At 65.0% G+C, this 24339-nt stretch carries 22 protein-coding genes, 1 tRNA gene and 3 pseudogenes; 6 read left to right on the top strand and 20 right to left on the bottom strand.

Annotated elements, in window-relative coordinates; genetic code table 11:
* Positions 1–26: 26 nt before the first annotated feature.
* The 13 genes and pseudogenes from HAP54_RS41415 to mgtE form a co-directional block, all read right to left on the bottom strand.
* A complete protein-coding gene (locus HAP54_RS41415; protein ID WP_224741560.1) occupies positions 27–263 on the bottom strand; it encodes a hypothetical protein in 237 nt (78 codons plus the stop codon).
* 183 nt (positions 264–446) lie between these two features.
* Positions 447–1789 (bottom strand): annotated as a pseudogene (locus tag HAP54_RS41420) (IS1380-like element ISBdi2 family transposase).
* Between the two features lie 93 nt (positions 1790–1882).
* On the bottom strand, positions 1883–3010 hold the full coding sequence (locus tag HAP54_RS41425) for a cytochrome-c peroxidase (protein ID WP_224741559.1): 1128 nt from the start codon (positions 3008–3010) through the stop codon (positions 1883–1885).
* Positions 3011–3034: 24 nt separating this feature from the next.
* A pseudogene (locus HAP54_RS41430) lies at positions 3035–4740 on the bottom strand (phospholipase C).
* Positions 4741–4971: 231 nt separating this feature from the next.
* Positions 4972–5274, bottom strand: a complete 303-nt coding sequence (locus HAP54_RS41435) for a hypothetical protein (RefSeq protein WP_166296991.1) — start codon at positions 5272–5274, stop codon at positions 4972–4974.
* Between the two features lie 201 nt (positions 5275–5475).
* Positions 5476–6360 (bottom strand): annotated as a pseudogene (locus HAP54_RS52665) (alpha/beta fold hydrolase).
* 29 nt (positions 6361–6389) lie between these two features.
* Positions 6390–7802: a dihydropyrimidinase gene (hydA, locus tag HAP54_RS41450; RefSeq protein WP_175619303.1), complete on the bottom strand. Its 1413-nt coding sequence runs from the start codon at positions 7800–7802 to the stop codon at positions 6390–6392.
* Positions 7802–8566 (bottom strand): aspartate/glutamate racemase family protein, encoded by a 765-nt coding sequence (locus HAP54_RS41455; RefSeq protein WP_166296993.1) that lies wholly within the window; start codon positions 8564–8566, stop codon positions 7802–7804. The genes hydA and HAP54_RS41455 overlap by 1 nt, the downstream gene beginning before the upstream one ends.
* Positions 8563–9366, bottom strand: a complete 804-nt coding sequence (locus HAP54_RS41460) for a GntR family transcriptional regulator (RefSeq protein WP_166296995.1) — start codon at positions 9364–9366, stop codon at positions 8563–8565. Before HAP54_RS41460 ends, HAP54_RS41455 begins: the two co-directional genes overlap by 4 nt.
* Positions 9363–10157, bottom strand: coding sequence for a maleate cis-trans isomerase family protein (locus HAP54_RS41465; RefSeq protein WP_166296997.1), 795 nt, complete (start codon positions 10155–10157; stop codon positions 9363–9365). The genes HAP54_RS41460 and HAP54_RS41465 overlap by 4 nt, the downstream gene beginning before the upstream one ends.
* A 154-nt stretch (positions 10158–10311) precedes the next feature.
* Positions 10312–11616 carry an MFS transporter gene (locus tag HAP54_RS41470; RefSeq protein ID WP_166296999.1) on the bottom strand — a complete coding sequence of 435 codons (1305 nt, stop codon included), beginning with the start codon at positions 11614–11616 and terminating at the stop codon, positions 10312–10314.
* An 836-nt stretch (positions 11617–12452) separates the two neighbouring features.
* Positions 12453–12773, bottom strand: a complete 321-nt coding sequence (locus HAP54_RS41475) for a helix-turn-helix domain-containing protein (RefSeq protein ID WP_175619304.1) — start codon at positions 12771–12773, stop codon at positions 12453–12455.
* Positions 12774–12920: 147 nt separating this feature from the next.
* Complete coding sequence (gene mgtE / locus HAP54_RS41480) at positions 12921–14342, bottom strand: magnesium transporter (protein WP_166297001.1); 1422 nt, start codon at positions 14340–14342, stop codon at positions 12921–12923.
* A gap of 84 nt (positions 14343–14426) precedes the next feature.
* Here mgtE and HAP54_RS41485 point away from each other — a divergent pair, with 84 nt between their 5' ends.
* Entirely contained in the window at positions 14427–15254 is an 828-nt protein-coding gene (locus tag HAP54_RS41485; protein WP_166297003.1) for a polysaccharide deacetylase family protein, read from the top strand.
* A gap of 95 nt (positions 15255–15349) precedes the next feature.
* Positions 15350–16741 (top strand): polysaccharide deacetylase family protein, encoded by a 1392-nt coding sequence (locus HAP54_RS41490; RefSeq protein ID WP_166297005.1) that lies wholly within the window; start codon positions 15350–15352, stop codon positions 16739–16741.
* Positions 16742–16835: 94 nt separating this feature from the next.
* Here HAP54_RS41490 and HAP54_RS41495 read toward each other — a convergent pair.
* A tRNA-Leu gene (locus HAP54_RS41495) sits at positions 16836–16920 on the bottom strand.
* Between the two features lie 92 nt (positions 16921–17012).
* Complete coding sequence (locus HAP54_RS41500) at positions 17013–17258, bottom strand: FliM/FliN family flagellar motor switch protein (RefSeq protein ID WP_021080574.1); 246 nt, start codon at positions 17256–17258, stop codon at positions 17013–17015.
* A 60-nt stretch (positions 17259–17318) separates the two neighbouring features.
* On the opposite strand from HAP54_RS41500, the gene lipB reads away from it, so the two are divergent.
* Both lipB and HAP54_RS41510 read left to right on the top strand, forming a co-directional pair.
* On the top strand, positions 17319–18050 hold the full coding sequence (gene lipB, locus HAP54_RS41505) for a lipoyl(octanoyl) transferase LipB (RefSeq protein ID WP_166297008.1): 732 nt from the start codon (positions 17319–17321) through the stop codon (positions 18048–18050).
* 4 nt (positions 18051–18054) lie between these two features.
* Complete coding sequence (locus HAP54_RS41510) at positions 18055–18717, top strand: SGNH/GDSL hydrolase family protein (RefSeq protein ID WP_166297010.1); 663 nt, start codon at positions 18055–18057, stop codon at positions 18715–18717.
* A 27-nt stretch (positions 18718–18744) separates the two neighbouring features.
* Here HAP54_RS41510 and HAP54_RS41515 read toward each other — a convergent pair whose 3' ends face one another.
* On the bottom strand, positions 18745–19173 hold the full coding sequence (locus tag HAP54_RS41515) for a tautomerase family protein (RefSeq protein WP_166297012.1): 429 nt from the start codon (positions 19171–19173) through the stop codon (positions 18745–18747).
* A 119-nt stretch (positions 19174–19292) separates the two neighbouring features.
* On the opposite strand from HAP54_RS41515, the gene HAP54_RS41520 reads away from it, so the two are divergent.
* Complete coding sequence (locus HAP54_RS41520; protein ID WP_166297014.1) at positions 19293–20147, top strand: LysR family transcriptional regulator; 855 nt, start codon at positions 19293–19295, stop codon at positions 20145–20147.
* 204 nt (positions 20148–20351) lie between these two features.
* Here the strand turns inward: HAP54_RS41520 and HAP54_RS41525 are convergent, their stop codons facing one another.
* Genes HAP54_RS41525 through HAP54_RS41540 form a run of 4 tightly spaced genes read right to left on the bottom strand, consistent with a single transcriptional unit; the run spans position 20352 to position 23284 of the window.
* Positions 20352–20594, bottom strand: coding sequence for a hypothetical protein (locus HAP54_RS41525; RefSeq protein ID WP_166297016.1), 243 nt, complete (start codon positions 20592–20594; stop codon positions 20352–20354).
* 10 nt (positions 20595–20604) lie between these two features.
* Positions 20605–22041, bottom strand: coding sequence for a TIGR01777 family oxidoreductase (locus tag HAP54_RS41530; RefSeq protein WP_166297018.1), 1437 nt, complete (start codon positions 22039–22041; stop codon positions 20605–20607).
* Positions 22038–22703: a DUF4166 domain-containing protein gene (locus HAP54_RS41535; protein ID WP_166297020.1), complete on the bottom strand. Its 666-nt coding sequence runs from the start codon at positions 22701–22703 to the stop codon at positions 22038–22040. Before HAP54_RS41535 ends, HAP54_RS41530 begins: the two co-directional genes overlap by 4 nt.
* Before the next feature lie 23 nt (positions 22704–22726).
* Entirely contained in the window at positions 22727–23284 is a 558-nt protein-coding gene (locus HAP54_RS41540) for a GbsR/MarR family transcriptional regulator (protein WP_166297022.1), read from the bottom strand.
* A gap of 242 nt (positions 23285–23526) precedes the next feature.
* Here HAP54_RS41540 and HAP54_RS41545 point away from each other — a divergent pair, with 242 nt between their 5' ends.
* Entirely contained in the window at positions 23527–24339 is an 813-nt protein-coding gene (locus tag HAP54_RS41545; RefSeq protein WP_166297024.1) for a class I SAM-dependent methyltransferase, read from the top strand.

Here is a 24339-nt window from a genome sequence, read left to right on the forward strand (position 1 = left end):
TCGGTTCCGCAGGCGGTCGCGGCGGCTTACCGCTCCACCTGGTAGCCGTCGGTCAACGTCTTCAGGAAGGCGATGATGTCGGCTTCCTCCTGCGCCGTCATCGCAGGCGTGTCGCCCAAATGGCGCTCGAACGGCGGATCGCTGACGTCGACATTGCCATGGTATTTCCCCGGCAGGTCGTCGTATTTGCGTACTGTTCCGTCGGCTGCACGGGGATACACCTTCTCCGGATTGGTATCGCGGAAATTATAGAAATCGAGCACCTGCTCGAGGCTGCTAACCCGTCCTATTCGTGAGAGTGCTTTTTTTAGTCCGATTGATGTGGCCGCACATCTGCTCTGACGAGGCGCGCGGGATTGCCTTCGGCTTTTCACCGCCTGACGACCCGTACTTTGCAACGCGCTTGAGGGATGGGTTGGGCGAACGGGGGGCGGACGCCCCGCCGGTCAAGGACCGAGCGGCAGCAGCGCGCCTGGCAAGCCGCGGATCAGGTCGGCTTCGGGACATGCCGCGGCAAACGCAAGGCGAATGCGGCTCGTGGTCTCGACGACACGGGCAGCGAGTTTCAAGAGACGAAGACGCAGCGTCGCGAACTCGGCTGTGGCCAATTCCCGGGCTTTGGGAATCGCGTCGCGCACGGTCAGCATCAGCCAATAAGCGGCGGTGTGGAGAACGAGGCGGACTTGATTGGCGAGCGCCGAACGGCAGCTGGTGCGATCGGAGGCGAGCTGTGTCTTATGCAGCTTGATCAGATTCTCGGCTTGGCCGCGCGCGCAATACAGGCTGTCGTAGATCCACTCGGCCGAGCCGACATCGAGGCTGGTGACGACGAAACGGATGTCGAGGCCGAGCATCGTCGCCTCAATACGGGCGACGGTACGCCGTTCGCGATCCCAGGACTTGGCCTTGTGGCGCGTCTCGGTATAGCCACGCAGAACCGGCAGGTTCTCGATGGCGCGTCGCGTGCGGATGTCGTCGGCGGCCTCGTCGAGTTTTCTGGCGAGCGGCTTGGTGCCGGACAGACCGAAGATGTAGTCGATGCCGTTGGTCTCGCACCACGCCATTGCCTCCGGCCGGGCATAGTGCCCGTCGCCACGGAACGTAATTCGCGTGTTGTGCCACCGCGTCCGGATATGCCGTATCAGGCGGCGCAGATGGGCACGCACCTCGACGCCGCCCGGCGTCTTGCCGGGCCGCAACACGACCGCCACGGGCCGGCTCTTCTCCGTGTCGTAGACGTGGATCGGCAGGAAGCAGCGTTCGTCATAATGAGCGTTGAACAGCGAGAGCTGCTGATGGCCGTGGACGACATCGCAGGTATCATCGATGTCGAGCGTGACGGATGCCGGCTCGCGCGGGTAGCTATCCATCCATGCGTCGACCAAAGTGTAGGTCAGTCGGATCACGTCGCGCAGGCGCGGAGCATTCTCCAGCCGCGACAGCGTCGGTTGGGAACACAGATCGCGACCCGTGTCCGGCAGCCGTCCGCAGGCCAGCTTGAATGCGGGATCGGACCGCAGATGATCGAGGTCGTCGGCGTCCTCGTAGCCGCAGCAGATCGCGAACATGCGCGCGCGGAACATATCGACAAGGCTGTGCACGACCCGCGTCGGATCGCGCCGATCCGGGAACACCCGGGCCAAATTGTCGGCCAAGCCGAGACGCCGCTCGGCCATCGCCAGAAGCATCACGCCCCGTTCGAGGTCAGCCGACCGCCATCGAAGGCAGCTGTGACTTTCTTGGCGTGAACGGCTGGAAACGAGAAGGGCAGAATCGTATCATCGGTCATGGCGGGCCTGGCGTTCGCGGTTGAGGTGATGGGGTTGGCTTTGCAACCGAATCCTACGCCGCATCAGCGCTTTACACCACGCTCGCCAGCCTCTCAGGCGCACTCTGACGAATAAGACGGGCTAAAGACACCGTTGTGGAAGAAGGCGCGGCGCGTTGCGGTGTTGCGCAAGGTCGGCGTCAGAAACATCCCGCAATATTGCGTTTGCTCGGCGACGTCGGTGCGCTGCGGACCGCAGACCCCGAGATCGAAGTAATTGGCATCGGCGTTGCCGGCGAGCGCGGCATTGCGCGGCGCGCCGAGCGCCTCATACTGATGGTCGGTGAACAGCGGCGGCAGGCCGTCACGGGTCGGCGCCGAGGTATGGCAGCCGGCGCAATTGGCCTTTTCGGGATCGTTGAACAATTGCAGGCCGCGCAGCTCGGTCTCGCTCAGCCGCGCCTTGCCCTCCAGCCAGTAGTCGAACTTGCTGGTGTAGGGATGGAAGCTCACCTCCTCCACCTGATAGCGCGCCACCGCGAACATCGCCTCCGCGACCAGGAGCCGCCTGTTGTCGAAGATGCCGGCGCCGAACAGCTCGGCGAAGCGCTTGGCGTAGGGCTCGCGGCGCAGCTTGTCGGCCACGATGTCGAGGCTGCCACCATCCATCTCATTGGGGTCGAGCAGCGGCATGATCGCCTGATCCTGCAGCGTGTCGGCGCGGCCGTCCCAGAACAGGCCGCCCTGCGGCACGATGTTCGCTGCCGACGCGGCGGTCGCGGTCGCGGTCTTCTTCGCGCGCGCGGTCTGCTGGCCGAGCGCCGCCATCTGCGCGAGGTCGACGACGTTGTCGTCCTCGTCCTTCTCGGGGCCGATGCTGAAATTCGGGTGACGTTCGAGATAGGTCAGCGACGGAACGGCGCGCGCGCCCTGCCGCGTCAGCGTGCGGCCGCCGAGCATCACCGGGCCGTCATTGGGCGGGCCGTAGGCGTGGTCGGGGCTGTGGCAGGAGGCGCAGGACAGCGCGCCCGACGAAGATAGCGACGCGTCGTAGAATATCTCGCGGCCGAGTTGCGCCATCGCCGAGAGCGGCGCGACCGGCGGGCGCACGAGCCGGACCGGATTGGGATTGGCGCCCGGAAGCTGGCTTGCATCCGGAAGCTGCTGCGTCTCCACCGCAGCGACAGCGCCGGCCATGCAAAGCAGGCCGGCGCCGAGGAGCCACAAAGTGCGGCCGTTCATCTGACGTCCCGTAATCCGAGCGCGTTAGTGATGATGGTGGTCGTCGGGCGGGCTGACGATCACGGTGCCGCTGGTCGGATCGAGGAACAGCGCATCCTGCCGATCGTCATGGTCGTGGTCGTGGTCGTGACCGCGGCCGTGATCGAAATCGAACATGTCCGCGATCGATTCGACGCTGTCGTCGAACGCGCCGCCGCCAAGACGCTGGCCGTGCAGCCAGTTGTCTTCGATGAAGCGAACCACGGAGGCCTGCGAGATGCGGGTGTGGCTGACGAAGTTCCTCTTGGCGAAGGGCGAGATCACCAGGAACGGGACGCGGGTGCCCGGTCCGCAGCGGCCGTTCACCGGCTTGCCGTCGAGGCCCTTCGGCTGCGTCTGCTTGCCGATACCGCGGCCGCACTGGCCGGGACCGTTGATCTGATCGGCGGTCGGATCATACGAGGCGCTGGTCGGCGCAACGTACTGGTGGTCGTACCAGCCGTCGGAGTCGTCATAGGTGATGATGACCGCCGTCTCGCCCCACTCCTTCTGCTTCTGCAGGAAGTTGATCAGCTCGACATTGCCGGCCTGCTCGTCGAGCGGATCGGAGTTGCCGGGATGACCGTCCTGATAGGCCGGCATCTTGATGTAGGAGACGGCCGGGAAGTTGCCGGCTTTCACCGAGGCGTAGAAGTCGTCGAGATCGTAGGCGTGATTGGCCGGATCGACGGCCTTGCTGCCGGGAACGTAGGTGTGGCCGACGGCGTTCACCGAGCTCGGCCGCGCATGGGTCGGGTTGGCGGTCGACTTGTAGTACTGGAACCAGGCGTGGTGCGGGATGTAGTCCACGATCGTGCCGTTGACGTTGCTCGAGAAGGTGCTGCGGCCGCAGTTGGTGGTGCCGTTGGCGTTCTTGAGCGTCAGGTCGAAGCCGCCCATGAAGCGCCCCAGCTGATCTGCTCGGCATTGAGCAGGTCGCCGATGTTCTTGCTGGTCATCAAGACCTGGCTGGTCGTGCTCGAGCAGGAGTCGTAGGCAGGATCGGTATCACCGATCAGCGTCAGGCCGCCCTGGCCATCGGCGATCGACGATGACGTGCCGACGATGTTCTGCGCACCGTTGGTCTGGCCGGAAACCACCTCGAGCGCGCCGGGCGTCGACGGACCAAAGGTGTCGGTCCAGTTATTGTCGCTCATCGCGAAGTTCTGGGCGTAGTTCCAGAACGCGGTGACGGTGTTGCCGTCGAAATAGCCCATCACCTGCCCGTTGGTGCCGAAGGCGCCGACGCCGCCGGCAGTGCCGCGCCCGGTGAATTCCGGAAACAGGTCTTCCTTGCCGTTGTCGACCGCCTGCTGCTCGGGCGTGTAGGAGTGGTTCTGCGAGCGCGTGTTGGCCTGGGTGCGGTCGAGACGGAACGGATTGGTCGCGCCGGTGCCGTTGGCCGGATTGAGGTTCGGGTTGTTGGTCAACAGATTGGCGTTGGCGAGGTTGTTCACCTTCGGCGTATGCGGCTTGGCAACGAACGGAATCGAGCCCGACGGATTCGCCGCCTTCGGGTAGGTCGCGAAGTAATGATCGAACGAACGGTTCTCGTTGAAGATGACCACGAGATGCTTGATCGGCCTGGCCGGGTGGATGTCATGCGGATGACGATGATCGCGGTCGTGATCGTCTTGCGCCGCCGGAGCGCTGCTCGCGATCGCCGCGGCGACCACACAGAATCCGACCGTTGAAAGGAATTTCGCCTTCACTTCTTGCCCCATTTTTTAAGGATTTATGACGTCGACATGCGACACATTAGCCAGCGCGCGTAACAGCTCTGTGTCGGTTTTGCGATTGCCGCATCATCGCGACATAATCGTCGCGCATTCGATTCACGCGGCGGTTGCAGCGCGCCCGAACGGATATTGAATCGATGTCATTGAAGCGATTGCAGTGTCGGTGGCGTCGGCTCGCGCGCCGGCGTTATACGCAGCCCAACCCTATTGTCTTGCTCTCAGTGCCGCATCCGCCACCCGTATAGCTTCCGCATGGTCATCCGATGCAATGATCGCTTCGTACATTGCCTCGTGAAGTTGTCCAGAGTCGGGAGAGAGGGCAAATGCCAGCGCTGCCGCCGCACGCGCTTTTCGGAATACGAGTAAAGCTTCTGACGTCGTGGCGTCAGATTCCCCGCTGAGCTTGAAGTACTGCTCGTCAAACTGCGCGGCTAAGGAGTCGAGCTTCTGCCGGATATCGGGCGGGGCGCTTCCGCCATGACGAAGGAGATCAAGGGCAGCGTCCACTTCGGCCCCCTGCAATCCCACTCGCGCAACGGCAACGAGACAGGTCACCACAACTGCATGTCGCCGTTGGTCGTCGTTTGCCCGCCGAAATGAACCGGCCAAACCCGGTGATATCGAATCAAGACGCAGGAGAGGCTCCATCACGGCACCTTCAACGGTGTTACGGGAGTTGCTCCAATCCTCGGGAGAATACGAATAGCCCTAATCCTTCATGCCCGTGATCGAGGCACTCACCGCTCTGGGATCGCGCTGCGGCCAGCGGCCGCTTTCGACCTGCGAGAGGAATTCGCCGACGATCCGGTTGTATTCGTCGGGCTCTTCGATGTTGATGGCGTGGCCGCAGTTCGGCATCACCGCGAGCGCCGCCGACGGGATGCTCTGCTTCATCAGGATGCCCGGCAGCAGGCACGGCCAATCCTCGTCGCCGGTGATGATCAGCGTCGGCACATTGATGCGCTTCATCTCATCGACCAGCGTGTACAGCGAGGGACGCTCCTTCTGCACGCCCTGCTGGGTGTTGGCCGATCCCACCGCCGAGTGCTCGGCCAGCATGGCCTTGAACTCGGCGTGGCCGCGCGGGTCCTTGTTCTCATACTGCACGCGCGTCGGGCCGTAGGCCTAGCGCTCGGCGAAGGCCGGCATGCCTCCTTTCCGGATCATGCCCGCAATCACATCGGCCTCGGCGCGAAACGTCTCGCGCTTGTCGAGCTCGGCGCCGTAGCCGCAGCCGCCGATGCACAGCGAGAGCGCCCGCGCCGGATGGCGCAGTCCGAAATGCAACGTGGCGAAGCCGCCCATCGAGAGACCGACGATATGGGCCTTGGGCGCGCCGATGTGATCGAGCACGGCCAGAATGTCGTCGGCGGCGCGCGCCTGCGAGTAGGACGCGACCTGCTCCGGCACGTCAGACGGCGGAAATCCGCGCGCATTGTAGGCAATGGTGCGGAAGCGCTTGCCGAAATGCCGCATCTGCGGCTCGTAGCTGCGCAAATCACCGGCGAACTCGTGCACCAGGATCAATGGATGGCCCGATCCGGTCTCCTCGAAATAGAGGCGGACGCCGTCATCAGTTGTTGCGTAGGGCATGGTGGTCTCCTGCCTTCTTGCTTTGGGTGTTATGGGATGGTTGCTCCCGCCGGCGGCTTGGCGCGCGGCAAATATGTGCCGTGCTCCTTGCTGCCGACAAGGGCGCCCTCGTCAACGACGACCTTTCCGCGCACCATGGTCAGCACCGGCCAGCCGGTGACCTCGAGCCCTTCATAGGGCGTGTAGTCCGCGCCGTCGTGGATCAGCTCATGGCGGATCGTCACCTTGCGCTTGGGGTCCCACAGCGCGATGTCGGCATCCGAGCCGACCGCAATCGTGCCCTTGCGCGGATAGAGGCCGTAGATCTTGGCGTGGTTGGTGGCGCTGAAGGCAACGAAGCTGTTGAGGTCGATCCGGCCCTTCACCACGCCCTCGGAAAACAGGATCGGCAGCCGCGTCGCGACGCCGGGGATTCCGTTCGGCACCCAGCGGAAGCTGGTGCGCCCTTTCGGCGCGAGCTTGCCTTGCGGGTCGTCGTAGCGGAACGGGCAATGATCCGACGAGAACACCGAGAACACTTTCTGCTGCAGGCCTTCCCAGCACGCCTTCTGGCTCGCGAGGTCGCGCGGCGGCGGCGAGCAGACGTATTTTGCGCCTTCCATGTTGAGCTGATCGAGATCCTTCTCGGTCAGCATGAGATATTGCGGACAGGTTTCGCCCATCACACGCAAGCCCCGCTGCTGCGCGCGCCGGATTTCCTCCATCGCCTCGCGGTTCGACACATGCACGATCATGATCGGCACATCGACCAGCTCGGACAGCGAGATCGCGCGATGGGTGGCCTCGCGCTCGACCGGGATCGGCCGCGAGGTCGCGTGGAAGCGCGGCGCGGTGTTGCCAGCGCGCTCCAGCCGATCGGTGAGAAAGCGGATGGCGTCGAAATTCTCCGCATGCACCATCAGCATGGCGCCGCTCTCACGTGCCACCGACATGGTCTCGAGCAGCTCGCGATCCGACAACGCCAGCCCCTCATAGGTCATGAAGACCTTCAGCGAGGTGTAGCCGTCCTCGACCAGCGCCGGCAGCTCCTGGCCCAGCACATGCTCGGTCGGATCGGTGACGATGAGATGGAAGGCGACGTCGACATGGCATTCGCCCTCCGCCAGCGCATGGTAATGCTTCAGCGCCTCGCGCAGCGTCTGCCCCTTCTCCTGCAGGCAGAACGGCAGCACGGTGGTGTTGCCGCCGAACGCCGCCGAGCGGGTGCCGCTGGCAAAGCCGTCGGCCATCACGATGCCGTCGCCGGAGGGCTGGGCGAAATGGACGTGGCTGTCGATGCCGCCGGGCAGCACCAGGCGGTCGGTGGCGTCGATGATCTCGGTCGCAGCGCCGAGATCATGACCGAGCGCGGTGATCTTGCCGTCGCAGATGCCGACGTCACAGGCGAAGGTGTCGGCGGCGGTGACGACGGTGCCGCCGCGGATGATGGTGTCGAAGGACATCAGCGCGTCCCCTCCTTCGGTGAGCGGTGTTCGATGATTGCGGCAAGCGGCTCGGCGAGCCCAAGCGTCGGCTTGGGATCGGGACGGCGGTAGGTGCCGACGACCGCCTTGCGCGGCTTCAGCACAGCAAGCGTCTCGGCCTGGCGCACCGCGGCCGCAACCGGATCGACCACCGGCACCGGAATGCGGTCGCGGACTTTTGCGGCCAGCCCGGCCAGCGGCGCGCCAGACAGAATCACGACGTCGGCCTTGTCCTGCTCTACCGCCTGGTTGGCGAGCGCGACCAGCAGCTCTTCCTTCTCGGCCTGTACCTCCGAGATCGACTGGAAGCTTCCATCGAGCGCGCGGATCCCGGCGCAGCGAGAGCTCAGCCCATGCATGGTGACGCATTCCTCGTACCAGGGTGCCAGCGCGCCGGCGAAAGTCACGATGGCAAACCGCCGGCCGAGCATGCAGGCGGTGAGCATCGCGGCTTCCGCGAGGCCGACGACGGGAAACGCAAACAGCTCGCGCGCGCCGAACAGGCCGGGATCGCCGAATGCGGCGATGATTGCGGCGTCGATGCCGGGGCCGGCCTCGGCCAGCATCTCCAGCGCGATCGCGCCGCCGATCTGCGCCTCGGCGCGGGTCGCGATATAAGGCACGCCGCGCGCGGCGGTGACCGGCACCAGCTCGGTACCTTCAGACGCCACCTTGCTGCCGGCGGCATGCAGAAGATCGGTCACCGCTGCCGTCGTGTTGGGATTGAGCAGCAGGATCTTCATGGCGCAACTTTCCTCGTCTTGCGGCCGCGTGGCTTCGCGGGTGCGTCCGGCACGGCCGCGTCTTCCGGCGTATTGTCCAGCGTTTCGGCGACGATCTCGCCGGTGCGGCGGACGTGATGCGCCAGCATCTGCCCGGCACGGGCCGCATCGCGGCGCTTAAGCGCGGCCAGAATCTCCTGGTGCTCGCGCACCGATTCATCCCAGCGACCGAGCACCGACAGCGCAAAGAAGCGCGCGCGCTCGGCCCGCGCCAGCAGCGCCTCATGGGTTGCCTTCAGCACCGCATTGCGGGCGAAGCCGACAATCGCGGAATGGATCTGCTGGTTGACCTGGAAATAGTCGCGCAGCTCACCGCGGCGGTGATGCCATTCGATCTTGTCCTGCAGCGCCTCGAGCCGTTCGAAGTCGGCGCCCTCCATGCGCAAAGCGGCGAGCTCGGCGGCGCAGCGCTCGATGCCGCTGACGGCTTCGAACAATTCGGTCAGCTCGGCGCGGCGGAACGGCGCCACCACGGCGCTGTGGTTGAGCCGCAGTTCGACCAGGCCTTCGCTCGCCAATTGCTTCAGCGCCTCGCGCAGCGGGGTGCGCGAAATGCCGAGCGCGTCGGACAGGTCCGCTTCGCCCAGCGATTGCCCCGGCGCCAGCTCGCCGCGCACGATCATGGTGCGCAGCCGCGCCGCCGCCTGCTCATGCAGCCCGACCCGCGGCACGCGCAGGCGGCGCCGTTGCAGCGCGGTCATCGCGCGCTTGGGTTCCTTGTTGCGTCTGGTCGCCCTGACTTCGGTCTTGGCTTCAGTCACCGCTTGCCTTCATTTTCATGATTGGAGATCGCATCCTCGATCTGGATCGCGGTCGCCGCGCGCAGATCGGGGTTCGAGAACAGGCTGCCCCAGCTGCGCACGCGCGACGGATCGCAGGCGGCAGCTGCGAGGCATGCCCACAGCGTCACCGCAATCGAATCCAGCACGGGCACGCCAAATCGCCGCTCGAGCCGTTCGGCGGCACCGGCGCCGCGCATGTTGGTGCAGAGCACGACCGCGGCATCGCAGCCCTCGCGGATCACTTCTTCGATCATCCCGGCGACCTCGGCCTCGCTGACCTCGGCAAAGGAGAAATTGTCCTGCAAGGCGAGATGCCGTTCGGCAAAGCAGTGCAGTCCTTCCAAATTCCAGTTGGCGATGATCCGCTCCTGCACATCCCTGCGATACGGCGTCACCAGCCCGACGCGTTTGGCGCCGATCCGCCGCAACAGCTCGCGATAGGCCAGCACCGTGGTGCAGGCTTTGATCCCGGTCGCAGCCGTGATCCGCTCGCACAGGCTCTCGTCGCGATCGAAGCCGAGCCAGCTTGCCGAGGTGCCGTTCCAGGCGATGACGTCAACCTTGGCATGCGCGAGCAACTCTGCTGCGCGCAAAATCTCGGTGGCGTCGAACTGGCGCAGCGCCTGCTCCGACAGCGCGATCTCGGTCACCTTGAAGCGCGAGAAATGCGCCGATACGTCGTCGATCCCACCGAGCATCGCGTAGGTGATCGGCTCGAGTGCGGTGTTCGACGACGGCGTCAGCATGCCGAGCCGGATAGGACGTGTCATGGACGGACCTCATCAACCGGCCGAACCCAACGCAGGTTCGGCCGTATCCGTTCTAGAGCCTCTTCCGTTCCGATTGAATCGGAATTGGGCTCTAGATACTTTTTTTGACGCGTTTTCTTCACGCGAACCGGTATCCACTTCGTTCGAAAACGCTCTAGACCGGGAGCTTGCGGCTGTAATCGATCAGGGGCGAGCAGATCAACAGCGCAATGCCCGCGGCGGCGAAATACATCAGGGCCAGGAAGTAGGAGCCGGTGGCCTGCACGATGAAGCCGACAATCAACGGCGTCGTGATGCCGGCGATGTTGCCGCCGAGATTCATGCAGCCGCCGAGGAAGCCGGACTTGCCGCGGCCGGCCAGCGCCGAGGGGATCGCCCAGTACATGCCGCACCAGCGCAGGAAGAACAGCGTCGTCGACAGCAGCACCACGACCACAACGGGATTGGTGACGTAGGCGACGAGGAAGATCGAGATGGTCGCCATGATCGCTGCGATGCCGAACAGGGTGCGGAACACGGTGTTCGGCGCCCCGCCCCGCTCCCGCCAGCCATCGCCGATCCAGCCGCCGACCAGTTCGCCGACGAAGCCTGCGAAGAAGATGATGAAGGAGGCGCCGCCCAGCGCCTTGATGTCGAAGCCGTGCACCTTGAACAGGTAGGTCGGCATCCAGGTCAGCAGGCCGTAGAAGGTGGTGTTGAAGAACATCCACCCAAGGCACATGCACCACACCGAGCGAAAGCGGAAATAGGCCACCCAGCTGGCGCCCGACGCGGCCGGCGTCGCCGCGTCCTCGATCGCATGCGCCGCTTCGAGATAGCGCGCCTCGGCCTCATTGACCGACGGATGCTCACGCGGCGCGTTCCGGATGTAGTACCAGGCCCACAGCCCGCACAGCATGGTGCCGACACCCGCGACGACGAAGGCGACGCGCCAGGAGCTGAACGCTGCCATCAGCCAGGCAACCACGATCGAGCCGAGCGCAGCGCCCAGCGGCGCGCCGCCGTCCAGCAGAGTGGCCCCGCGGCCGCGCTCGGTCTGCCTCATCCAGATCGCGTTGAGCTTGCCGCCGGCCGGATAGATCGGCGCTTCCGATGCGCCAAGCCCGAGCCGGGTCAACAGCAGCAGCATCCAACTGGTGGACAGCGCCGCCAGCGCCTGGAAGAAGCCCCAGAATAGCGTCGCCAGAGCGATCACGATGCGCGGCTTGAAGCGGTCGGCGAGCATGCCGCCGGGCACCTGCATCAGCGCGTAGTTCCAGAAGAACGAGCTCAGGATCAGGCCCTGCATCGCCGGATCGATGTCGAACTCCTTGGCGATGACCGGCATCGCGACCGAGAGCGAGGCGCGATCGATATAGTTGATCGAGATCAGGAACAGCATCAGCAGGAAGATCTTCCAGCGCACGCCGGAAGGCTTCGCCGTATCTGCCATTGCGATGGTGGACACCTGATCGCTCATTGCTCGCTCCTCTGCCGGCAGATTGTAGTGTGCCCCTGGCACTACCCTCGTCATCGAAGGTCATCGGTCTCTCCTGCCCGCGCAAAGTCTGCTTCAAGCCGCGCGAGGCGACAAGCACATTTTGTATTCTGCATGCAATTCATTAAAATACATTGATATCACAACATATTTTTCCATTGTAGCATTGCGATTGAGCAACCGGTGATGAGGGATTGGGCGCGAGCCACTTCGTTTTTTCCGAATTTGCTCTTGACGTGGACCCCAACTCACCGGTCTAATGCCGCCGTCTCACCCGATTGAGGGGCGCTCGCGATCGTCACGAACGTTGCGGTGAGATGCGGTGGACGCCGATTGCGCAACTGACGAGGACGCAAGAGGCGAACGGCGAAGTCGTGCAGGCCTGACGCCCTAGCGGCAGGTGTCCTCTCGTAAAGCGCGCAAGCGTTTTTGCGAGGGCGGTGACAAGCAAGCCCAGTCTCGCCGGGGCGAGCACGTATAAGCCGTAAAACCATCGCGCAGGGAAAGCCGGAGTTCCCGGTTACACCTGTGGTCCTACCCCTGTGCTTTTTTGTTGCACAGGGCCCATGGGTGCGATCGGCACCCGGCTTTCCCTGCGCCCTCTTCAAGAGAGGGCGGAACGAAAGAAGCAAGACTCGGACAATCATGTCGCGAGAACGCGAAACTGCATCCGCACTACATCTGTCATCGCCCGGCTCGACCGGGCGATCCAGTACGCCGCGGCCTCGCGGCTCAACAACCGGTGCCTCTGGAATAGTGGATCACCCGCATGCGCGGGTGATGACACCGGGGATGGGGCGATGGCGTCTTGTGGCGGACTATGCCGCCGTCGGCTCGCTCGACAGCGCGGCGAACACCGTCTCCGGCGAATGGGCGATCACGGCGAGCAGCGCGCGGGCGGGGCCGCGCGGGGCGCGCTTGCCCTGCTCCCAGTTGCGGATGGTTTCCACGGGCACACCGAGCTTGGCGGCGAATTCGAGCTGGGTGAGTTGGGCGCGGCGGCGCAGATCCCGCACGGCCGGTTGCGTGGCCGAGGGCTGCATCGCCGGCACCGCCGGGTGTGCGGGCACGAGCGGGATTTCCTGTCCGTCGCGCAGTTCGACGATCCGTCCGTCCGCCTTGAGCCGCAAGCGCTGCATGATGGCCCCCGTAATGGCCCCCGTGGAGATGCGAGCATCATCCGCCAACCCCGTTAAGGCGCGATTAACGATAAACCGGCCCGCTGGCCCCCCGCTAACAGCATGATCTTTTCGGAAAACCGCTTCGCACTTTTCCGGATCATGCTCCTATTTCAGCCCGAACCACAGCGTGGCGATGCCGAGAAACGAGAAGAAGCCGACCACGTCGGTGACGGTGGTGACGAAGGTGCCGGAGGCGACCGCGGGGTCGGCCCGCACCCGATCCAGCACGATCGGAATCAGGATGCCGCCGAGCGCGCCGGCGACCAGGTTGCAGATGATCGCAAGCCCGATCACGAGGCCGAGACCGGGGATCTTGAACCAGGCCACCGCCGCGATGCCGGTGATCACGGCAAAGGCGAGGCCGTTGACGAGACCGACCATGGTCTCGCGCAAGACGACGCGCATCGCGTTGGCCGACCCGAGCTCGCGGGTGGCGAGCGCGCGCACCGCGACCGTCATGGTCTGGGTCGCGGCATTGCCGCCCTGGCTCGCCACGATCGGCGCCAGCACCGCGAGCGCCACCATCTTCTCTAGCTGGCCCTCGAACAGGCCGAGCACCGACGAGGCCAGGAACGCGGTGGCGAGATTGACCAAGAGCCAGTTGAATCGGCCGCGGGCGATGGTCCAGACCGTGTCGGACAGCTCTTCCGGATGGGTGACGCCGCCGAGCGCCTTGAGGTCCTCGTCGGCCTCCTCCTCGATCACGTCGACGACGTCGTCGATGGTGATGACGCCGACCAGCCGGTCGACGGTGTCGACCACGGGCGCTGCGACCAGATTGTACTTGCCGAACATCCGCGCGACCTCTTCCTGGTCCTCCAGCGCGGAGACGCGGCGACGGTCCTCGTCGATCAGGTCCTTGACCGCGACCGGACGGCGCGTGCGCAACAGCACGTCGAGCGGCACGGCGCCGAGCAGATGCTTGTCGGCGTCGACGACATAGATCTCGTAGAAGCGGTCCGGCAGATCGGGCGTGTCGCGCATGTAGTCGATCGCCTGCCCGACATTCCAGTCCGGCGGCACCGCGATGAACTCGGTCTGCATCCGCCGGCCGGCGGAATTTTCCGGGTACAGCAGGCTGCGCTCGATGTCCTCGCGCTCGGCCGCCGGCAGCTTCTCCAGGATCTCTTCCTGGTCCTCCTCGTCGAGGCTTTCCAGGAGCTCGACGGCGTCGTCGGATTCGAGTTCGCGGACACCCTCCGCCACCGTCTCCGGCTCGAGCTCCTCGAGGATCTCCTCGCGGACGGTCTCGTCGACCTCGTTGAGCGCCGAGAAGTCGAAATCCGTGCCGGTGATCTCGACCAGGGTGACGCGGTCGTCCGGCTCCAGCGCCGCGATCAGGTCGCCGAGATCGGCCTCGTGCAGTTCCGCGACCACCTCGCACAGCAGCGGCCGGTCCGCGGCGTGAATGGCCCGGGTGACCTCCGCGACGAATTCGGGGCGCAGTTCGCCCTCCTCGTCCCGCATCGGCATCCGGGCCAGCGGGTCGGTCTCGGCGGGTTCGGCAACGTCGAAATTCTCGGCCATGCCGTGTTTCGCCGGTTTGACAGGAGGGGAAAAACTGCTCTGATGAGTGCGGAACGGATTACCTAATCGGCGGTGCCCAGCGCAATGAGAAATATGTCGAGCGGCTCTCGGCCAATCCTGAACACTTGCCTGAGCGTCGTCGCGGCGCTGATTACCGTGGTGCCGGCTGCACTGTTTAGCCCCGCGCGGGCCGCCGAGTGCCAGCGCCACGACGCGCTCGGCACCGCGCGTGTGCTCGAGGTCGATCCTGCGACCTATCCGCGCGTCGGGCTGAAGAGCTTCCCGCAGACCCTGCCGCTGCGCGACGGCGAGATCGTGCTGACATTCGACGACGGCCCGACACCGGGCACGACCGACAAGGTGCTGGCAGCGCTGGCGAGCGAATGCGTGCGCGCCACCTTCTTCATGGTCGGCCGCAACGCGGCTGATCATCCCGATATGGTCCGCAAGGTCGCGCGCCTCGGCCACACCATCGGCTATCACACCTGGGACCATCCGCATCTCAACAAGCTCCCGTTGGACCAGGCCGAGGCGAACATCAATCGGGGGATCGAGGCGGTCGGCAAGGCCCTGCGCGGAACCGAGAGCACGACCCCAAGCACGCCGTTCTTCCGGTTCCCCTATTTCGAGTCGACGCCCACCCTGCTGGATCACCTGGAAAAGCGCGGTATCGCGGTGTTCGGAGCCGATTTCTGGGCCAGCGACTGGGTCAAGATGACGCCCGAGGAGGAACTCAAGCTGCTCACCGGGCGGCTCGAAGGCCACCGCAAGGGCATTATCCTGCTGCATGACGCGCAAATGCGAACAGCCGAGATGCTGCCGGCCTTTTTAAGGTATCTGCGTGAGCATAATTATCACGTCGTCCACATCGTCCCGGCGGCGATGAAGACCGTGTCCGACCGGTCACATTGAACCCGGAACCAGAACTGGATTACAGACCGTTAAGGCGGCGTTCATGGCGCCATACCTAAGGATTCGTCAGTGCGTTTGGAATGCGGCCGAATTTGATGATTGCGAACGTCCTGGTAACTATCCGGAAGCGGTCGCGGACCGTGATCGGCGCGACGCTGCTCAGCTGCAGCTTCATGACGCCGCAGGCCGTCCGCGCCGCGGATTGCCCGGGTAACCCCAACGCACTCGGCACCTCGCGAACCCTCGTCGTCGATCCCAAGGAGCATCCGCGGATCGGCACCATGCAGTATCCGGAGACACTGCCGCTGGCCGATCACGAGGTGGTCCTGACCTTCGACGACGGCCCGCTGCCGAAATACAGCAACCAGGTGCTGGCGATCCTCGCCAGCCAGTGCGTCAAGGCGACCTTCTTCACCATCGGCGGCCAGGCCAGGGCCAATCCGGAAGGCGTGCGCAAGCTGATCGCGGCCGGACATACCGTCGGCACGCACAGCCAGAACCATCCGTTGACGATGAACAAGATGCCGCTCGAAAAGGTGCGGCAGGAGGTCGACGACGGCATCGCCTCGACCTTGGCCGCGCTCAACGGCGACAAGAGCAAGCTTGCGCCATTCTTCCGGATTCCCGGCCTGATGCGCGCCGAGATCCCGGAAGCCTATCTGGCGTCGCAGGGCATCCAGGTGTGGAGCGCCGACTTCCCGGCCGACGACTGGCGCCACGTCTCGCCGCAGCGGGTCTATGATCTCGCGATCCAGCGCATCGAGGCCAAGCACAAGGGCATCCTGCTGCTGCACGACATCCAGCCGCGCACGGTGGCGGCGCTGCCGCGAATCCTCAACACGCTGAAGGAGCGCGGCTACCGCATCGTTCACGTCGTCCCCGCCACGGCCGACCGCCCGGCGACACCGACCGAGCCGCAGCAATGGTTCATGCATCCGCCGACCGAGACGGTGGCGATCACGCGCTGGCCGAAAATTCCGAACTTCGTCTTCACCGCGACGCGGACGCTGCCAGCACCGGTGTTTGCCGACATGGATTGGCGCGACGCCGACATCATCCTCGATCACGCACAGCGCAGCCGAATCGCTGGGCCCGTCCGCACGCTGTGGCCGCAGCCGCAGCTCGCGCAGCTGGCGGCGGTCTCGACATTGCCGATTCCCTCGTCCGACGTGTTTCGTGTTCCCGAAGCGCTGGACCTGACCCTGCTCGCGACGCTATCGGCGGCCAGTCGCCGGATCGCGCAGCGTCCGACAATTGCCCCGGGCGCTGTCGCACCGCGTGCGCAGGCGATCTCCGCGCGCCAGGCCAGGCATCCGAAGCAGGCCGCGCATCAACCTCCCGCTGCAGCTCACAGCAGAGCCCACGCCGCGCCCCGGCCTGTCGCGCAGCCCAATGAGAGCAACGCGTCTGTCCGAGTCGCCAATTTGAAGAAGCGCACCCCGCGTGCCGAGGCCTCGGCGGCGGCCAGCAAGCGCGTGCCCGATTAGAGCGTGATCCTGGCTCGGGACGTGGCTTGCCGCGAAGCCGGAGCAACCGCTCCTGCTTCGAAAAATCCAGCGATTTCAAGGATCAGCTGAGGTATGGTGCGCTCGGAGGGACTCGAACCCCCACGGTGTTACCCACTGCCACCTCAAGGCAGCGCGTCTACCAATTCCGCCACGAGCGCTAAGGATGTCGGATGGAACCCTAAGGCGCCGCCGCATCGACGGGGCGATGTAACAAATCATGCATGCAGGGACAAGGCGCTAAATGCGAGAATTAACTGCGAACTCCGGGAGATTTCGGCAGCATTTGCTTGACCTCGACCGCAATCCGGTTGCGGTCGACCAGCACCACGCCGCTGGCCACCGGCAGGTTGTTGGCGAGGATCTTGACCTCGTCGGCCTCGGTGGCATCCAGTTCGATGATGGCGCCGCGGGACAGCCGCATGACCTGATGAATCGGCATGGTGGTCGTGCCGAGGACCACCATGAGATCTACGCTGACTTTATCGAGGGTGGGCACTTCTGAACCGCCGAACGGGAACTAAATTGTGGATTCACCTGACCACGTTAGGGTTAGCCAATGGTTAACGACCGCCAAAGCCTCGATTTGACGACCTTTGCGCGCCCTTCGGGCGGCGGCGCGGTCGAATGGCGGATTTCGGACGGTCCGGTGCCCTACCCCGATTCTCTCGCCGCGATGGACGCCCGGGTGGCGGCGATCGCCGCCGGCGAAGCAACCGAGTTGGTGTGGCTGCTCGAGCACCCGCCGCTCTACACTTCCGGCACCAGCGGCAAGGCAGATGACCTGCTCGCCCCGCGCTTTCCGACCTTCCAGAGCGGCCGCGGCGGCCAGGTCACCTATCACGGCCCGGGCCAGCGGGTTGCCTATGTGATGCTCGACCTCAAGCGGCGGCGGCCGGATGTGCGCGCCTATGTTGCCTCGCTGGAGGAATGGATCATCCGCACGCTCGCCGCCTTCAACGTCCGCGGCGAGCGCCGCGAAGACCGCGTCGGGGTCTGGGTGCGGCGCCCGGACAAGGGACCGGGCTTTGAGGACAAGATCGCGGCGATCGGCGTCCGGCTACGCCGCTGGGTCTCGTTCCACGGCATCGCCATCAATGTCGAGCCCGACCTCTCGCATTTCCAGGCGATCGTGCCCTGCGGCGTGGTCGATCCGCGCTACGGCGTCACCTCGCTGGTCGATCTCGGGCTGCCGGTCACGATGGCTGATGTCGACATCGCGCTCCGGCAAGCCTTCGCCGAGGTGTTCAGCGACACCGCGGCGCGCCTGCCGGAAGCGACGGCGCTGTGATCTGATGCGCAAGCGGTTCCTGGTCGGGTTTATCGTTCTGGCCTCCGCAAGCCTGGTGTATCGCCTGCTGGACACTCCGGTCGAAAAACTTCGACAAAACGCAACACTGCAGCGCGTCCAGGATTTCATGGCGCGTCATGGCAGCGAGAAGCCGGTTGCTTTTGTTGGCGACAGCCTGGTCGAAAGCGCCAACTTTTCACCTGCGATCTGCGGACGACCCGTCTTCAACGCGGGTTATGCCGGTGCGATCGCCAGCGGCGTGCTTCAACTGGTCAAGGAGTTCGACCGCATCAAATTTTCCCCGGGCATTGTCGTGATCTCGGTCGGCGTCAATGACGGCCTCGTGGTCGATCGGCGCCCCTTTGCCGAGTCCTATCAGGAGATCGTGCAGCGGGCCGGCGCACTCGGCGCCAAGGTCTTCGTCGTGTCGCTGGCGCCGATTGCCGGCTCGGGCGTGCTGGCCAATGCCATCGACCGGTCACGCTTCGCCGACATCGACCGGGTGATACGGCAGACCGCCCGTGATCGTTCGATCCCGCTGATCGATGTCGGCACGTTGCAGACGCAGGCGAGCCCCCAGGTCGAGGACGGCATCCATCTCAGCGCAGATGGCTATGCCGCCTGGACCGGCACGATCGAGAGCACGATCGGCGGGCAGTGTCCTTGAGGCACGCGCCAGCCGGACAACTGGCAATCATGCCGCCGCCTTCTGCGGCGCGACCTCCAGCTTGCCGGCGATGTAGCGGCGCTCCTGGGTGAGGCCGCCGAAGCCGTAGGCATCGCCCTTCACCTCGTCGACATGGGCATAGCTCTCGGTGTGCAACGGCCCGAGCAGTTCGCCCATCCGCTTGAACAGCGCAGCGAGATAGGCCGCCTTCTCGTCCTTGGTGTTGGTGCCCTCGGTGACGTGGATGTCGAGCCAGTAGCTCGCGAGCCCCTGCTCGGCGAGCGACTTGCCGCCGGCGAACCAGTCGGCGGCGGCGGCCGATTTGACGATGATGGCGGTGACCTTGGGATCCTTGTGCAGGATGTCAGCGGTGAGTTCCGACACGGCGGCGGCGATGTCGGACTTCAGCGACGGCCTCTCGCGCGAGGTCGCATAGGTGACGGTGATAAGCGGCATGATCGGTCTCCTTGAATTCGGTTGGCGCGGGTCAACCGCGCCTCCTCTCACTAGACCTTTCGCCATCATCTTGGTATCTTATCTATACGGATAGCAATGATAATAATATCTGATCATCAATGACGACGCTCGATATCGATACCGTGCAGGCCTTCCTCCTCGTCGCCGAGTTGCAGGGTTTTACCCGCGCCGCCGAGGCGCTCGGCACCACGCAGGCGGCGATCAGCATGAAGTTGCAGCGGCTCGAAACGCTGCTCGGCAAGCGGCTGGTCGAGCGTTCGCCGCGCGCGGTGCGGCTGACCGCCGACGGCGCCGCCTTCCTGCATCACGCCCGCGCGCTGATCGAGGTGCATGACCGTGCACTCTCCGGCGAGAAACCGGCGCGGCAGCAGCTCACGCTCGGGATCAGCGACCATGCCGCAGGTCCGGAGCTGGTACCGCTGCTGGAGCGGCTGCACGCGATGGCCTCCCAGCTTGCGCTCGCCGTGACCATCGGCTTCTCGCGCGAGATGCTTGATGCCTACGATGCGGGCGAGCTCGATGCTGTCATCGTGCGCCAGGAAGGCAGCCGGCGCGGCAGCGAGAAACTGGCCGAGGACGAATTCGGCTGGTTTGCCACCAAGCGGTTCGTGTGGCCGCGCGGCGACGCCCTGCCGCTCGCAACACTCGCGCCGCCGTGCGGTGTGCGCGCCCTCGCCGTGCGGGCACTTGACAAGGCCGGCATCGCGTGGACCGAAAGCTTCGGCGGCGGCGGCGTCACTGCGGTGGTGGCGGCTGCGCTCGCAGGGCTTGCAGTTGCTCCGCTCGTCCGCCGCATCGCGCCGCCGGGTCTGATCGACGTTGGACCCGCGCACAAGCTGCCGCGGCTCGGCACGTCAAAGGTGATGCTGCATTCGAAGGTCAGCGATCCCGTCAAGCTGGCGGCATTGCGGACACTGGCCGCGACGTTCCGCAGCGTGGCGTCTGCAGCGTAGTGCGGGCATGGCTCTGTGGCATCACGAGCAGTGCTCGCCCGCTTCCAGCTCTCGCACGACAAACCAGTAAGTCAGACCTGCGACAAATCCGGCTGCGGCGAACAAACAGACAAGTCCTGATGTCCAGACGGCCGGAGACCGCAGCAGCACCGTGATGCTGAGCGCGCCGATCGCGGCGCCTGCGCCGGCGAAGAACCCGGCGGATCATATCCGGAGCTCCTCGCTGAGCCAGATCGCGATCGCTGCGGGAATCGCAGTCAGCAGGCATGTGATGACGAAGATCACGGCCGAGGGAATCAAAAGCACCACGATGCCGTACAGAAGCCGGGCGAGATCGCCGCGCGCAGCAAACATCAGCACGGTCTGGCCGATAGCAGCAATCACCGCCGTTGCGGCACCGCAGCCTGCAAGCCAGCCTCCGAATGCACGGGAACAGCCACTGGACATATCGCCCTCCTCACAGGATCGCATCGAACGCGCTGCGCAAGGTTTCGTGCCGGAACACAAAACCGTTGCTCAACGCCTTGTTCGGCAGCACCCGCTGGCCGCCCAGCAGCAGCTCATCGGCAAAATCGCCGCCGACGGCGCGGAGCAGCACGGCAGGAACGCGGAAGATCGCGGGCCGGTTCAGGCGGCGCCCCAGCTCCTCGGTGAATTTCGTGTTGGTCACCGGGATCGGCGCGGTCGCGTTGACAGGGCCGGACAGTTCGGGCCTCGCGATCACATGCGCGATCAGGCGCACCAGATCGTCGCGCTCGATCCACGACATCCACTGCTTGCCCGAGCCAAGCGGCCCGCCGAGACCGAACTCGAACGGCGTCAGCATCCGCGTGATGAAACCGCCATCGGTGCCGACCACGAGACCAATCCGCAAGTACGCGACGCGCTCGCCATGATCGGCGGCCGGCTTCGCCGCATTCTCCCAGGCCTCGCACAGCTCGTGACTGAAGCAGGCGTGGGATTTCGCCGACTCCGTCAGCACCTGGTCCTGCCAGAGCCCGTACCAGCCGATCGCCGAGCCGCTTACCAGCACCGAAGGCTTGCGCTCGAGACGCGCGATCAGCCTGACGACCTCCGCCGTCATGTCGATCCGCGAGGCGAGGATCGTCCGCCGCTTGGCCTCGGTCCACAGGCCATTGCCGATCGGTTCGCCCGCGAGATTGACGATGGCGTCGATCCCTGAGTCGGCGGGCAACTGGTCGAGGCTTGTGATCAGCGTCACCGGCGGTGCCAGCATCTCGGCCTTCGCCGGATTGCGGATCAGCGCGATGACCTGATGGCCTGACGCGGTGAGGCTTGCGACCAGACGGCTGCCGATGAAGCCGGTCGCGCCGGTGACCAGCACGGTCTGCCGCGCCGGCAATTTCTCAACCAGCGTCGTGGCCGGCACGCTGGCCATCCGTCCGAGGCGTCTTGCCGCGGCAAAGTCCCGCGCACCGAACAGCGCAGCGCCGAAGGCCGCGGCCGTCGCGAACAGGCTGAGCAGACCCGCAGAGGCCGGCGCGACGGCCGTCGGCAGCATCGCCCAGCCGATCAGCACCGGCACCAGCAGTACCAGGATCGCACCATAATTGATCGCCAGCAGCGTGTGATTGATCCGCTCGCTCGGCGGCAGCTTTCGGCTCAGATCCTCCTCGACGAAATCCATCAGCGTGATGACGACCTCGACAACCAGCACCACCATGATGGCGATCGCGAAGATGCCGTGCACCTCGAACCAGCCCAGCACCAGGAACAGCAGCGCGTAGAGCAAGTTCCGAACGCTGTGCAGCTGCAGCTCATGGCGCTGCGACGGACGCCAGGCCAGCCGCTCGGTGAATTCATGGTGATAGAAGGTGTCGAAGGCGCCCATCGCGATCTGGATGGCGACGAGCCTCCAAAGCAGCGGCGTCATGACGAGGCCTCCCTGAACACGGCGGACTGACGGATCAGCCGGCCCAAACGCGGGTGGATGATCTCGAGCGTGAAGCGGAAGTCGCCGCAGCCGAGATCGGAATGGGTCACGGTGAGAGCGCCGGGCGTGAGCCTTTCGGGCAGCTGCAGGCGAAACGGGCCGAACTGCAGCGAGTAGCCGACGCTGTGAAACACCAGCGCCTCGTGCTCGACCGCGATCCGCAGCGCCATGCTGACGCCGAAGCCGACATACTCCTCAAGCCCGGTGGAGCCGGCAAAACGCTTGGCGGAATGAATCACCTGCGGGAAGCCGTCGCGGCGCGCGCAGATGCGGGTCCAGATCTGGCCGCCGCTCGCCGCGTCCTCGGTGACCGTGACGATCATCGGCACGCCGGTCTCGGTGCCGGTCGGAAGCGGACCGCCGATCAGCCGTGCGGCCTGTGCCAGCCACCAGCCGGCGCGGCTGCTCGAAGCTTCCTCGACCTCGCCGACATAGACGACGGTGTTGCCGTCCTCGAAGCGTTTCGAAAAACGCCGCCAGATCGCAACCGGCAGGCGTCCCCAATCCTCATCCGGCAGCAATGCGCGGAAGCGATGGTCGTCGAGCAGTTTTGTATCCGGGACCGGCGATGTCTTGAGGCTGGATATCCTTGCTGACGCCATCGCACACTCCCGTTACGCCGCCTCTATTTGGCCCTGCCTGTGGGCAGGAAACTCACGATCTTCTCGCCGAGCTTGATCAGTGCGACCAGGCGCGGCCGCGGCACGTTCAGCATTTGCGTGTACCAGCGGTCGACCAGCTCGGTGAATGTCAGCATCTCCTTCAGCCGCTTGCTGGCAACCGGACTGATGGCGGGATCGTCGGCCGCGTCGGTGACGCAGGCGCGCAGCGCCGCAAGCGCGGGATCGATCTCGCGCTCCTTGCGCCCGGCCGCGATCTTGGCCGCGACCTCCCAGATGTCGGTCTCGGCCTCGAAGTGGTCGCGACGGTCGCCAAGGATCGGCACCCGCCGGATCAAGCCCCAGGACAACAGCTCCTTGATCGAATTGGAGACGTTGGAGCGCGCCATGCCGAGCGTGTCGGCGATGTCCTCCGCCGTCATCGGCGCCTCGGCAAGGTAGAGCAGCCCGTGGATCTGGCTGACCGAGCGGTTGACGCCCCATTCGTCGCCCATGTCGCCCCAATGCAGGATGAAGCGCTCGACGACGGCAGGCAGTTTTTTCTTGGCGGTTGTTTCTGTCATAACAGAAATATCAGACTGTTCGGAGTAGAAGTCAAGGGCCGCCAGCGCCGCCGTGAGGGGCTCGCGCGACCCGCAAGGTCTCCTGCCCTGTGTGACGTAGCGGTGTTGCAATTGATCGCAGGTGACGAGTTTTCCTTTGTGGTTGCCGAGGTCTTCGGCCAAGCTGAACCGGGTCGACCATTTTGGGCCGTACGCCGGGCTGTCGACGTGAGCCAGCTTCACGGCCGCCAGGGAGATTGCCGATGCCAGCGTCAGACAAGGAGTTCGTCGGGTCCATTCCAGAGCTTTACGACCGGCTGCTGGTGCCGATGATCTTTGAACCCTATGCGCGCGATCTGGCGCAAAGCGCCAAGGCTCTTGGCCCGCACGACCTGCTCGAGACGGCCGCAGGCACCGGCGCCGTCACCCGCGCGCTGTCGTCGGCGCTCGGCCGCGCCACGAGGATCACAGCGACCGACCTGAATGAACCGATGCTCGAACGGGCGAAATCGCGGATGCCGGATGCTGCCGATATCAGGTGGCGGCAGGCCGACGCCCTCAACCTGCCGTTCGATAATGCGAGCTTCGATGTCGTCGCCTGCCAATTCGGCGCGATGTTCTTCCCCGACAAGCCCAAGGGTTACTCGGAGGCACGTCGTGTCCTGAAGCCGGGCGGCCGCTTCCTGTTCAACATCTGGGATCGCATCGAGGACAACGAGTTTGCCGACGTGGTGACCCAGGCATTGGCAGAGGTCTTTCCAGCCGATCCGCCGCGATTCCTGGCACGCACGCCTCATGGGCACTATGCGGTCGACCCGATCCGGGCAGATCTTGCGGCCGCGGGCTTCAGCAAGATCGAGATCGATACCGTCCGGAAGCAAAGCCGGGCGAATGCGCCTCACGATCCGGCGATCGGTTTTTGCCAGGGCTCACCGCTGCGCGGCGAAATCGAGGCGCGCGGCGGGATCGGCCTTGATGCTGCGACCGAGCACGCCGCATCGGCTCTGGCGAACCGATTCGGCAATGGCGCGATCGAAGGCCGCATTCAGGCGCTGGTGATTTCAGCCGTCGCGTAA

Source organism: Bradyrhizobium sp. 2S1, from assembly GCF_011516625.5.
GTDB lineage: Bacteria > Pseudomonadota > Alphaproteobacteria > Rhizobiales > Xanthobacteraceae > Bradyrhizobium > Bradyrhizobium septentrionale.

Bases quoted from the DNA above. Each gene is read 5' to 3' on its own strand.
- hydA (WP_175619303.1), bottom strand. From the start codon at position 7,802: ATGTCCTTCGACACCATCATCCGCGGCGGCACCGTCGTCACCGCCGCC.
- HAP54_RS41470 (WP_166296999.1), bottom strand. From the start codon at position 11,616: ATGAGCGATCAGGTGTCCACCATCGCAATGGCAGATACGGCGAAGCCT.
- HAP54_RS41465 (WP_166296997.1), bottom strand. From the start codon at position 10,157: ATGACACGTCCTATCCGGCTCGGCATGCTGACGCCGTCGTCGAACACC.
- HAP54_RS41485 (WP_166297003.1), top strand. From the start codon at position 14,427: ATGAGAAATATGTCGAGCGGCTCTCGGCCAATCCTGAACACTTGCCTG.
- HAP54_RS41490 (WP_166297005.1), top strand. From the start codon at position 15,350: ATGATTGCGAACGTCCTGGTAACTATCCGGAAGCGGTCGCGGACCGTG.
- HAP54_RS41475 (WP_175619304.1), bottom strand. From the start codon at position 12,773: ATGCAGCGCTTGCGGCTCAAGGCGGACGGACGGATCGTCGAACTGCGC.
- HAP54_RS41525 (WP_166297016.1), bottom strand. From the start codon at position 20,594: ATGTCCAGTGGCTGTTCCCGTGCATTCGGAGGCTGGCTTGCAGGCTGC.
- HAP54_RS41535 (WP_166297020.1), bottom strand. From the start codon at position 22,703: ATGGCGTCAGCAAGGATATCCAGCCTCAAGACATCGCCGGTCCCGGAT.
- HAP54_RS41545 (WP_166297024.1), top strand. From the start codon at position 23,527: ATGCCAGCGTCAGACAAGGAGTTCGTCGGGTCCATTCCAGAGCTTTAC.
- HAP54_RS41425 (WP_224741559.1), bottom strand. From the start codon at position 3,010: ATGAACGGCCGCACTTTGTGGCTCCTCGGCGCCGGCCTGCTTTGCATG.
- mgtE (WP_166297001.1), bottom strand. From the start codon at position 14,342: ATGGCCGAGAATTTCGACGTTGCCGAACCCGCCGAGACCGACCCGCTG.
- HAP54_RS41455 (WP_166296993.1), bottom strand. From the start codon at position 8,566: ATGAAGATCCTGCTGCTCAATCCCAACACGACGGCAGCGGTGACCGAT.
- HAP54_RS41520 (WP_166297014.1), top strand. From the start codon at position 19,293: ATGACGACGCTCGATATCGATACCGTGCAGGCCTTCCTCCTCGTCGCC.
- HAP54_RS41515 (WP_166297012.1), bottom strand. From the start codon at position 19,173: ATGCCGCTTATCACCGTCACCTATGCGACCTCGCGCGAGAGGCCGTCG.
- HAP54_RS41540 (WP_166297022.1), bottom strand. From the start codon at position 23,284: ATGACAGAAACAACCGCCAAGAAAAAACTGCCTGCCGTCGTCGAGCGC.
- HAP54_RS41530 (WP_166297018.1), bottom strand. From the start codon at position 22,041: ATGACGCCGCTGCTTTGGAGGCTCGTCGCCATCCAGATCGCGATGGGC.
- lipB (WP_166297008.1), top strand. From the start codon at position 17,319: ATGGTTAACGACCGCCAAAGCCTCGATTTGACGACCTTTGCGCGCCCT.
- HAP54_RS41510 (WP_166297010.1), top strand. From the start codon at position 18,055: ATGCGCAAGCGGTTCCTGGTCGGGTTTATCGTTCTGGCCTCCGCAAGC.